This window comes from Mucilaginibacter terrae (assembly GCF_042679325.1).
GTDB lineage: Bacteria > Bacteroidota > Bacteroidia > Sphingobacteriales > Sphingobacteriaceae > Mucilaginibacter > Mucilaginibacter terrae.
Map to the genome: position 1 here is coordinate 1 of NZ_JBHTMJ010000013.1, position 11,573 is coordinate 11,573.

Below are 11,573 nucleotides of genomic sequence, written 5' to 3' on the forward strand. Positions count from 1 at the left end.
CCTTTTTAGACTTACTAAAATCTATGCCTAAGCTTTCGTTCCCCCAACTTTTCGGACTGATCCAAAAAGACGCAATGAAAAACGTGCAATAAATTGACAATGAGCATGTTCGCCGCGTGGACATCTTGTTTGAATGACACTCTAAACCGACATTTGTTTAACCTTTAAATGTTAGTTTATGTTAGAAAAAAGCTTCGGACTACTTTTTTATTTAAAACAGTCCAAAACTCAAAAAAAAGGCCCGCTTTATGTTTACCTCAAGATCACTGTTGATGGCAGATCGGTAGAATTATCATCTAAGAGAAAATGGGAACCCACGAAGTGGAACTCTTCGGCTGCACGGGCGATCGGAACACGTGAAGATGCGAAAGAACTCAATCAATTCCTGAATGCATTAGAATTAAGAATTTTCCAGGCCAAAAGATCTCTCATAGAGGCGGATCGGGAAATTTCCGCACAGGTAATTAAGGACATACTTACCGGCAACGTAGAACAGCGGAGGAAGATCCTTGACGTGTTTACAGAACATAATGCACAAATGAAAGCATTGCAAGGAGTTGACTTCGCACCAAGCACCATGCAGCGGTACAGCATTTCCTATAACCACACCCGGGATTTTATCAAGTGGAAGTATGGAACCGAAGACAGGGATATCAAAGATCTAGACCACGAATTTATTTCACAGTATGCATTCTGGTTAAAAACAGTCAGGAACTGCGATCACAATACTTCGATGAAATATTTAGTCAATTTCAAAAAGATAGTGCTGATTTGTGTTAGAAATAAATGGCTGCCGGGAGATCCCTTCTCCAATTTCAAATTGACGAGAAAAACGGTGGAAAGAACAGCGTTGACTGATAAAGAACTTAAACGTATCGCCGAAAAGGATTTTGAAAATGTAAGGCTGAGCAATGTCAGGGACATTTTCCTGTTTAGCTGTTATACCGGCTTAGCCTATGTCGATGTCAAAAATTTAAAGCGGGAAGATATACAAATTGGTGTAGACGGAGAGTTGTGGATCTTTATTAACAGGCAAAAAACAAATGCTATATCAAGAATCCCGCTATTAGCGGAGGCTGTCGAAATAATAAAAAAATATGATAGCCATCCGAAATGCATAGTCAGCGGTGCCGTGTTACCAGTACTTACCAATCAAAAGATGAATTCTTATCTCAAAGAGATCGCAGATTGTTGCGGTGTCCAAGTGGAGCTTACTTATCATTTGGCACGTCATACATTTGCAACGACTGTGACTTTAAGTAATGGGGTACCGATAGAGACCGTCTCGAAAATGCTTGGCCATGCTACTATTAAGCAAACGCAACATTATGCAAAGACGCTCGACCTTAAGGTAAGTGAAGACATGAACAGGCTTAAAATAAGATTGCAAAAAAAAGAGCTGTTCTTGTAACCAATAGAAGATTACGACCCGATTGCTACAATGGCTCGCAATTGTTGCCCTGTAATATATGGAGGAACAAGCTAATCATTCTCATAAGGCAGATCCTGTTGTTACAAACGTTAGATATCAGGCCGTGCCAAGCCATTGCATCGCTTAAACAACTGGCAGCAGCAAGCCGGAAAACGGTCAAGGGTGATGCGACCGCAAAAAAACAAATCAAAAAGCGCATCATTTATAAACCCTTGACGGTTTTACAGCGGTGCTAATTTTGTGGTGGCGGTGTGATGGAAATGCATCGTCCTAAAGCCCCAACTGATAAATAATAATCAATTGTTCAATCCTGTTATATAATTTGGAGCATAGGGATAAGGCAGGTATGTAATGAGGAACGAATAGCATTCCTGGCGTGCGTGCAAAAAGGCTGATTGTGAATGAAGCCCGGTGCGAATGCGCGTGGCGTAACGAAGCAATTTGCCTGTTGCGAGGGAATGACCCAACTTTAAAACAATAACCCCAATTTATTATGAATGAATGCCGCTTTTACTTAGTGTTATTGCTCTTTAGTTGACACTAATAACATTCTCACATCTACTTCTAAAACCTTTGATATTTCAAATAGTCTTTTTACAGACGGCTGGGCAGAATTAGTACACCAACTCGAAACAGTTTCAGGAGTAATATTCAACGAACCGGCCAAATCTATGTTGGTTTTACCCTTTTCGGCTAAGACAGATTTAATTCGGTTATAGATGTTTTTACTCATTTTTATTGATGTAAAACAAATATAACACCCTGTAATAAAGTGATTTTTTGTAAAAATTGACGTATTACATTAATAAAATAATGTAATATTTTATTTAAATTTGTTTTTACATTGTTTATTACATTTTTTAAATAAATTTATTAATCAGAAAATTGATTTTGTAGTCTAATCTATTAAGATAAGATTGCACACAAGCCTCGCATCTAAATCTGGTAAATTTAACCTCGGCGAGCGTAAGTGCTGCATCATACCTATATCGCTATAGGGCTGGTGCTCGCTTGTGTTTATTGTTGAGGGTTATTTTGAAAGAGATAACGGGTTTACCAGAGCCTAGCTACAATAACCATGTGGGTCGCCGGCCCTATTGCAACTTGTAGTCCGGTGATATCCTTTATGGCTTACTATTGATTTTCTTATCAAATGCAAAGGTATGGCTTCGGATAATGAAAAACTACAGCTTTTAATCAATCAACTACAGCAAAGTAGCCAACTGGCTTTTACGCAACTGTACGACCTTTACAGCCGCCAACTTTATAGGAATATCCTGCGTTTGGTAAGAGACGACGACATCGCCCAAGAACTGTTACAAGACCTTTTTTTGAAGATTTGGGAAAAGAGGCACAGCATAAATGCGGAAAGTTCCTTCAAGTCCTATCTATATAAGATCGCGGAAAATTTAGTGTACGGGCATTTTCGTAAAATTACTGCGGATAAGCGGTTAAAAGAACGCCTGATCATGTCATCCACCGCATTTGACACCTTTGCGGAGGAAACCATTATTACCAAAGAAAACAACGAACTCCTTAAAAACGCAATAGAAAGCCTGCCTCCTCAAAGAAGACAGGTTTACACATTGTGTAAGTTAGAAGGTAAAAGCTACGAAGAAGTAAGCCTGGAAATGGGCATAGCCACCTCAACCGTACGGAATCAGATCGTACAGGCAAACAAAGCACTCAGAGAATATTTAAAATTAAATGATGACCTGTTAATAGCTCTGATCATTACCGGTCTATTCAGGCACATTAATTAGCTTCTCTAAACTGTCGAGTGCTGACTGGCCAGCAAAAAAAGAAAAAAAACAATGGCAACAAAATTAGCTTAGTAACTGGCTAAATAAAAAAAATCACCTGCCAATATTCCTACGCTTCCTTCTTTTTAAAGCATCATCCTCATCATCTGAAATTTGAATGCCATGGCCAGCATCACGCCAATCAGTAATATCACCCCTATTAGAATCACTAAAGCCCGGATCTGTTTCAGGTAAGCGGTCTGCTTCACCGCTGTCAGCTCTATTTGCTCCATCCGTTTCTGTATCTCGTCCTGTGTTTTCGTTATCTTGGAAATGTGGCTGGCCGAGTTCGACGAGTTTTTCTGCATGAGGAACAGCAGTTGTACTATCGTTTCTTCTTCCGTCTCCTGGGTTTCCGTTTCCTGCCGGGGTGAGGTCCCCGTATTTTGATATTGTTCTGCTGTTAGCTTCAATAATGCTCTGACGGTCTCTGTTTTGGTCATAATCTAATTGTTTTACGATCTCCATCCATTTGAAGCGGCTACCTAATGCCTGGCCCTTTGCTTTAAAGTCCTTATAAAAAAAGGTGATGCCGCTGATATACCCGGTCGTTGCCTGGTTAAAAAGCAGGTATACACCTTCAGCTTCGCATTGCCGGATGAAATCGGGCATGCTCCGCTTCGGTTGGTTCAGGATAAGCGACAGCTTTTCCTGAACCAACATTTTATGCGATGCCTGTCCGGTACGGAGCACCATTTCTATCTCATCTTTTTTAGGCGAACGCCTGAAAGTACTTTTGGTCGGGAATACCTTTACGTTATTCGGGGATGTTTGTATGGCTACATATTTACTTTGCGTTACCGGCTTAAGATCATGTAGTCGTTCTAACTTTCTTGATAAAGCTTCGCTATGGTCATAGTTCTTGCTGTCCGATACGATCCCGCCATCAAACTTGATACGATTTGCCAATAGGTGGATGTGTGGGTGGCCGGCATCATAGTGCCGGAATATCATATACTGGTTGTTTGTAAAACCCATGCCCTGTAAATAGTCACTGGCGATGGCAAGTAGTTTATCATTGCTTAGCTTCTCATTTTCTTCCTGTGAAAAATTGAGGCTGGTATGATAGACATAATTGCCCACTGCCGGGCGCATCCGTCTGACGAGATTGATTTCCTTTTTGATCAGGCTTAAATCCATTGCTGAAAAGTTCGTTTCCAGGAGTTCGGCTCTTTGGCTGATATCTTTGAGTTTAAACTTTCTGAGATTATAGTCTAACGCATTCATAAAGCTTTTACCTATGATCTGTTCCGCTATCATCTTTCAATAAGATCCTTAAAATCTTTTCTTCCTGCCGCAACAGTGCGGCAAGAGTTTTATCAATGCCCAAAGGCAGCCTGCCCGAGTTGGCATGCCTTGTCAATTGATTTAAATTAATACCGATCTTTTTTAATTCGACGTAAGTGTTCTCGTCAATCCTGGGCAAGCGCATAGGTGGGAAATGCCCCTTAAATACTTTAGTCCTGACCAACTCGCCTGGCTTAGTGCCACACGCGTCCGCAAGGATCAACAGCCGTTGCCGTTGTCTTTCGGTAACCCTGAAAGTGATTTTTAACGACCGCTTTTCTGAAGGGGGAACTTTTGGCCTCGCCATAATTGTGCTGAAAACTGTTTGGAAGAATTGCTCAAGGCATTGAGCAATATCGAAACCCGTAAGGGCCGCAGGGTTAACCTGCGTTTATCAGCCGCGAAACGGCCCGGCATTTATGCCATATCCAAAGATATTTATTTACCGCTCCCTATCAAAATTTTTATGCAGAACAAAGTGAAAGCATACCGGGCCCGGGTGTCCCGGCAAGCGTTTTGGTCCGACCAAAACATGGCTTGCTTTATTTGCTTACGAGTTTTACGGCTATGAAATATTTAACTATAGGTCATATTAAATTATTTGCCGATTTACTTTCATATATTAAAACCAATTCTTTAATTTGACAAATCTTGACAAGTCATTAACTGTATAATTAATCATGTCTGCCTTAGGCCATTACATTCGTGAATTACGCAAAGAAAAGGAAGAAACTTTACACCAGGTTTCAAAAGGCACCGACATTGACAGTCCGCTGCTAAGTAAAATAGAACGCGGCGACCGTCTACCTACTAACGAGCAGATTGTCCGTATAGCTAAATATTATAATGTTGCTGAGGGTGATTTGAAAGCCCAACAAACTGCTGAAAAAATTCTGAAGGAGTATGGTGTCAATGAAACTACTTTCCAAGCCATACAGCTGGTCAGTGAAGAGCTTAAAGCTTATGCAAACACAGGCAAACAGAGAAGTCATGAAACAAAATCTTAAGATATTTCTAAATTATATTACTGGCAAGTTAACCGCAAGCCATATAGATATCCCAGCACAGGAAATTAGTACTTTCCTTGCGATTTTTATCGCAAAAGTTACGCTATCTCATAATACGCTGGTTACAAAAGGTACAGAGACCTCATTGTTAAAAAGCAGGTTTCCAGATTTACACAAAATTTATCTCGCAACTTGCAAAAAGTTACCAGCAGACTTATTGGATCAATTTTCTGAAAAGATCAATAATCTTGTTAATCTAGCTGGCGATGAATCTGAGAAACTGATCGCGTGGGCTTATCAATTTTTAAAACGCGTTGATGAAAAGGCGGCTTTTGGAAAAATTGGACACGGAAATGCAAAAATTGAAGGTAGAGAACTTCTTTTAACTACCCAATTTTTTACCGACGATTACATGGTACGTTATTTAGTAGACGAATGCCTTAAAGATGTCAATGCTAAAAGTATTTTGAATACTGTTGTGATTGACTGCGCATCAGGTGGAGGCAATTTTTTACTATACAGCTATGAAGTCCTCCGAGATCGCTATCAACAATTATTCCCTGAGTGGGGTGCACAGCAAATTACAGACACTATCCTTAATACCGGAATCCTAGGTTATGACCTTGACCCTGAACTTTCACGCATAGCGTCGTTAGCCCTTTTTGTTAGAGCTTGTAGGCATGCAATTCCTGCAAAAATTACTGGAATATATATTTTTGGAGGTATTAAAAATGACAAACTTGGCTTTCTTGCACCAGTTGTACAATCCAGCCGCATTAGGGGGCAAACATTCAACGGTTTATTGAAAAAATTGGAGAGAGAAGGACAAACAAAAATATGGTTAACTAACCCTCCTTTTATGGGTAAACGTGATATGGATATCGACCTTAAACAGTTTTTGTTTGCCCGTTATCCAGAAAGTAAGTCAGATCTTTGCGTGTCGTTCTTACAGCGAATCGTAGAAAGGATGGGCTCAAGTGATGTAGCTGGTTTGGTTGCGCAAAATAACTGGATGTATCTTTCATCGCTAAAAGGGTTTCGCAAATTATTTCTGTCGCAGCAGCATTTGCGTACATGTGTTGACTTAGGCACAAATGCTTTTGAGGATATAAATGGAGAAAAAACCAATATTGCATTACTTATAATTGGCGCATCAGTGGACCCCCAGACCAGTTTTGTTGAGCTTCGACAAACTGATTTAAGTCAAAAACGCTACTTACTCGCAACAAAACAATTTCCTGATGAAGTAATTTTCAAACTTAACCAGCAACAATTTGTAAAGAATCATAGCTTTGAATTTAATTATCAGTTTGAGCACCGCTTTAATAATATCCAGAAATTAGAAACTTACGGTAACTATGGAAACCCTATGCAAGGCACATCGACTGGTGACAATGCAAACTTTGTAAAATTTGCCTGGGAAGTCAATGGTAGCCCTGATTGGAAACTAGTTAGTAAGGGTGGTGGTTTTAGTAAATGGGCTGGTTTGAATTATTACAAAGTTTATTGGGGAGAAAACGCCGAAAAGGTTAAAGCTAATAAAGGCAGCGCTTTGCGCAATATTAGTAAAATGGCTTTAACCCAGTTAGTATATAGCGATACTGGAACACTTGGGCTTAATGTACGCGTGCTTAAACCGGGACAAGTGTTTATCGCCTCAGGCCCAGGGATACAAGTACATGAAGGTAACGTATTTGCACACATGGCCTTTCTGAATTCGCGAGTGGCTACATTTCTATTAAAAAAGATTAATCCGAAATTTACGATTAGCGCTGGTTACATTGCAAAACTCCCTGTGGCTCCAGGTATCTTGAACTCCAAAACCTTAGCCAAGAAAAGTTCAAAATGTCTCAATTTGAAAGAATTTTACCTTGCACACAAACTTCCTAATTTTGAGTTTCGACACATTGACTATCAAGCTATCGATAATGTAGAAACATTTATAGAAGGACAATTACTTGCTGATCTCGAAAGCGACTATCAACGTCTTCATTTGGAGGCAGACATCGAAAATGAGATTACCAAGCAATATAATTTTAACCCCATTGAATTAAATGAGATTCACAAAGTGGTAGGGGCAAATCCTTTTGCCAAATCCAAACGCGGGTTGACAGTTGACGCACATCAACTGGACAATTTAATCGCCTCAAGTATTGACATAAATTGCCTTTCAACTAGCCGTACAATCAATGGCTTCTCAATGGGCAGTGAAAGTATTTTTGAAGATTTAGCACACAAATTGGACGTTCATCCATCCGTCTTATTAGAGTTAGCACGTAAAAATATAAGCCTTTTAAAGCAAACAAAAGTTAAGTATTATGATGATCTATTACACAAAATCGTCTTGTATGAACTTGGCGTGAAGCAAATCAGCATCTATAAATTTGAAGAATTAAACATAGATGCGCTCGTAAACAAATTACTTAACCGTTACCATTTTTTACCATCGAAGGAGACGTTGTCTAAGAAGATTGATTATTTATTAAATATTCACCATAAGCTCAGCTTTTTTAATAAACCACTAATCAGCATGGAAAGACAACAACTAACAGTCGGACAAGCATATCATGAATAAGGCACTTGCACTATATGCAACAATTTTAAAGGCATGTTTGGCTAAGACGGATGGTGCAGATCCTGAGGTTTTTAACGAACGAAGGTTTAACGTACGTGCACTTTTTATTGCTGGCATTTTTTTCAAGCAGCAATTAAATGAAGCAAACCAGCAGACACGATTTACCTCTGTTTCCGAATGGCTTAAGACCACATTCGCAGAATCAAACTTTTTTTCTACAATTATCGCTGCTACAGATTACGAAATCATTCAGATTTTTGAAGATCATTTCAAAGATTGGAATGAAAATATTGATATAGACATCTCCAGCCTTTATGAAACACTGCTTGGCATCGAAACGGGGGAAGAGCATCAACAAAACAAATTCAGTGCTGTCAAGCATTACCGTAATAAACTGGGAAGCTATTATACGCCAAAAGCATTGGCTCGTATTGTAACGTATCGCACGATTACATCCTATTTGAATGCTAACAATCCAAGTGAAACGCAAATCAGTCAATTGAAATTCGCGGACTTTTCTTGTGGGGCGGGCAATTTTCTGATAGAAATTATCCGATTTTTTCACTTTTGGGGAATAGAAAACGGATTAGAAATTGATCAAAAATCTTCCTTGCTGCAACGTATAGCCAGAAACATTTATGCAATTGACGTAGACTGCATCGCTCTTGAAGTAGCTAAACTTAATTTGTTATTGGAAACAGGACAGCCAAAAGCATATATGGATATCAGTGATCATTTCTATCATGCTAACTTTCTTTTGCAATCTGCGTCGCCGGTGGTTGAAAAAACGAAGCAGGAACTTTTTGCCAGAGGTCATATATATCATCAAGGACTTGCTTTAGATAAAAGCAAATTACGAGAATATGATATTATTTTGGGTAACCCGCCGTGGGAAAAAATTCGATTTGAGGAAAAGAAATTTGCAGTAAATAGTTTGCCTAGTAATTTTAAAGATCAAGTAGAAATCGCAAAGAAAGCACTGAAGAATGATTCATTTTTTTCCTTATCTAATGGAGGAGAACTTAATACCTATGCTTTGTTCACAAATGCAGCTGTGCAACTAAAGAAAGCCAATGGTGTTGTAGGTTTGATAATAAAAAGCGGCCTGGTAACAAGCCAGGTTAACAAAAAACTGTTTAACTATTTAGTCAAAAATCAGCACATAATAGCAGTTTATGATTTTATTAATCGAAGGAAGATCTTCAATATTGATAGCCGAGAGCGCTTTTGTTTCTTATTATTAGGCAGGCCAGAAAAAGAATATTTTCAAGTTGCGATGAATCTCAGTTCGCCGGAAGACATAAATGCTGAAACTCAAATGATTAAACTTAATTATGAAGACTTGAAGCGCCTCAATCCATTATCTGGCATGCTTCCCAATTTTAGCAATGAAAAAGAGGCTGATTTACTGTTGCGATTGGCTAATAAATTTCCTGCGTTCAACACAGTTGAGTATGCTAAATTCGGCAGGATTGTCCATCTAAATTCCCACGCTAAAGACATTTTTAAAAGACCTAGCGATAATAGTCTGCCAATCTACGAAGGTAAATTCTTTTACCAATTTAATGGAAAATTTGCAGGTTTTAATGGCATGTCAGAGAATGAAATGTATGGCAGTAAGGCGAGTGCACGGCCTCTCAATAATAAAATTATACCGCAGTCTCGGTTTTTTATTGGTAGAGATAAGTGGAAAGAGCTATCTAAGAATCACCACGAACCTTTTATGCTAGCCTGGAGAAGCCTGACTTCTGCAACAAATACACGTACTTGTATAGCGACAATATTACCTTTCATTCCCGCCATTCAATCAGTTCAGTTTTTGACTACCAATCCTGAAAATATACTATACTTGTGTGGTTTGTTTAATTCGATTGTATTTGATTATATACTAAAGAAAAAATTAAGCGGTATAGATCTAACACAATCTGTTGTTAACCAAATGCCCGTACCGCATCCGGAAGAAGTTTCAAAGGTAAAGGCAGATATAAACCAGATAATTTACTCTTTGCTATACAATGATGAACGTTTGCATCCTCTGTTTGAGCAATTGAATTTAACAAAACCGACAAAATCGGAGCGTATTGATCTATTAAGAAGCCTCGATCTTAGATTTATGATCCTTTATAACTTATCAAAAGCTGAGATCAAGTTGATTGTAAATGAATTTCCTAAGCAATACAACGAGGAAGATAAAATCTGGTTTTTAACGCAATATGCGGAAAGATTATCGGATCAATCCGTAAGCTCTTCCGTTGCCATGCCCACCCTTTGCCCAAATTGAAGAATTATCAACAAGTCCAGACAACTCACCTTGATCAACAACTTCTAACTTGTACAAATCATCTTCCAATATTGTAAATATTAAGATCGAATATTGAAACCCTCCATGTTCACCAAGGTTTGGCTTTGCAAATGTCGTAAGCTTCTCTCCCTCTTCAGTGCGGCCATTCATTCTAAAACGCCAGTTACTATTTCCTGGGGTATAAAATATTGTGTTACCGATATAACTTTTTCCTCCAAAAGAGATGGTAATATCTTTGCGAGTATCCGCTGCCTCTGGATCAAGGCCAAAAAAACTAACGCTGCCAAATTTATCTATACCATCAAGCTTTCCGTGTTTGGATAAGTCTAAAATATTTCTTGATCCCCCGGTCATTCGTCCTGTTTCAATCCACATGGCACCAGTAGAAAGATCGATTATTTGATCTGCAACTTCTACTTCAACATGCCCCTTTTCAACTACAAGATCCTTTTTGGTAACGGATTTTTTGTAACCTTTAGGGGGCCGCTTTGGTTTTACCTTTCCGAATAATTGTTTCAAACGGACATCTGCTTTAGCATCTTTTTGTTCAAACTCTTTTTTGATCTTATTAGCTTTTGCTCTGACGGCAGCCTCGGGCATGACTACTTTACTTTCAATAAGAATATCTAATACCTCTTGATCTAGACGGCAGCAACTGGGGTGTTTAACATTTATGATTGAGTTAAAGTGATCGTAGATATCAGAAATAAATTCGGCGCCCATTTCGTCTTCTTTTTGAAAATCTACACACACCGCCGCTTCAATATTTTGAAATAGTCCACTTTCTGTTAAATTGGTAGATCCTACAATTGCTCTCGATACTTCGCCGCCTTCAAACGTATAAATTTTAGGATGGTAAATTATGTTATTAGGGGAGTAAATTACATATGTTTCAATACCCAAAGCAAGCAATTGTTCGAGTACCTCCTTAGATGTGGCGTTCAAATCAACCCCTACATACAGACGTATTTTTCCTTCGCGCTCAATAAACGCATTTAATTGATCAAGGATATTCTTTAACCCACCAGTGCTAACAAATGCTACAAAAGCATTAAATGATGTGTATGCAATATCATTTAGGGAATTAATTATAACATTCCCGGCGGTGTGCTCACTTTCTGGATCAAGTCCTTGACCTATAAATTTGATTTCCATGGTTTAAGTTTGC

Annotated in this window: 9 protein-coding genes; 5 read left to right on the plus strand and 4 right to left on the minus strand. The window is 38.8% G+C overall.

Annotation, left to right across the window (positions count from 1 at the left end):
- Positions 1 to 178 precede the first annotated feature (178 nt).
- On the plus strand, positions 179 to 1,411 hold the full coding sequence (locus ACFQ3S_RS13710) for a site-specific integrase (protein ID WP_377165374.1): 1,233 nt from the start codon (positions 179 to 181) through the stop codon (positions 1,409 to 1,411).
- Positions 1,412 to 1,952: 541 nt separating this feature from the next.
- Here ACFQ3S_RS13710 and ACFQ3S_RS13715 read toward each other — a convergent pair.
- Positions 1,953 to 2,165: a helix-turn-helix transcriptional regulator gene (locus ACFQ3S_RS13715; RefSeq protein ID WP_377165376.1), complete on the minus strand. Its 213-nt coding sequence runs from the start codon at positions 2,163 to 2,165 to the stop codon at positions 1,953 to 1,955.
- Positions 2,166 to 2,595: 430 nt separating this feature from the next.
- Between ACFQ3S_RS13715 and ACFQ3S_RS13720 the strand changes: the two genes are divergently transcribed.
- Complete coding sequence (locus ACFQ3S_RS13720) at positions 2,596 to 3,195, plus strand: RNA polymerase sigma factor (RefSeq protein WP_377165378.1); 600 nt, start codon at positions 2,596 to 2,598, stop codon at positions 3,193 to 3,195.
- 93 nt (positions 3,196 to 3,288) lie between these two features.
- On the opposite strand, the gene ACFQ3S_RS13725 is transcribed toward ACFQ3S_RS13720, so the two are convergent.
- Both ACFQ3S_RS13725 and ACFQ3S_RS13730 read right to left on the minus strand, forming a co-directional pair.
- Complete coding sequence (locus ACFQ3S_RS13725) at positions 3,289 to 4,461, minus strand: relaxase/mobilization nuclease domain-containing protein (protein WP_377165380.1); 1,173 nt, start codon at positions 4,459 to 4,461, stop codon at positions 3,289 to 3,291.
- Positions 4,462 to 4,468: 7 nt separating this feature from the next.
- Positions 4,469 to 4,828: a plasmid mobilization protein gene (locus tag ACFQ3S_RS13730; RefSeq protein ID WP_377165383.1), complete on the minus strand. Its 360-nt coding sequence runs from the start codon at positions 4,826 to 4,828 to the stop codon at positions 4,469 to 4,471.
- A gap of 373 nt (positions 4,829 to 5,201) precedes the next feature.
- Between ACFQ3S_RS13730 and ACFQ3S_RS13735 the strand changes: the two genes are divergently transcribed.
- The 3 genes from ACFQ3S_RS13735 to ACFQ3S_RS13745 are packed head-to-tail and all read left to right on the plus strand — an operon-like array spanning position 5,202 to position 10,384.
- Entirely contained in the window at positions 5,202 to 5,528 is a 327-nt protein-coding gene (locus ACFQ3S_RS13735) for a helix-turn-helix domain-containing protein (protein WP_377165385.1), read from the plus strand.
- Complete coding sequence (locus ACFQ3S_RS13740; protein WP_377165387.1) at positions 5,485 to 8,103, plus strand: Eco57I restriction-modification methylase domain-containing protein; 2,619 nt, start codon at positions 5,485 to 5,487, stop codon at positions 8,101 to 8,103. Before ACFQ3S_RS13735 ends, ACFQ3S_RS13740 begins: the two co-directional genes overlap by 44 nt.
- Positions 8,096 to 10,384, plus strand: coding sequence for an Eco57I restriction-modification methylase domain-containing protein (locus ACFQ3S_RS13745; RefSeq protein WP_377165389.1), 2,289 nt, complete (start codon positions 8,096 to 8,098; stop codon positions 10,382 to 10,384). Before ACFQ3S_RS13740 ends, ACFQ3S_RS13745 begins: the two co-directional genes overlap by 8 nt.
- On the opposite strand, the gene ACFQ3S_RS13750 is transcribed toward ACFQ3S_RS13745, so the two are convergent.
- A complete protein-coding gene (locus tag ACFQ3S_RS13750) occupies positions 10,328 to 11,560 on the minus strand; it encodes a phospholipase D-like domain-containing protein (RefSeq protein ID WP_377165391.1) in 1,233 nt (410 codons plus the stop codon). The two genes, ACFQ3S_RS13745 and ACFQ3S_RS13750, sit on opposite strands and share 57 nt — an antisense overlap.
- Positions 11,561 to 11,573: the final 13 nt, after the last annotated feature.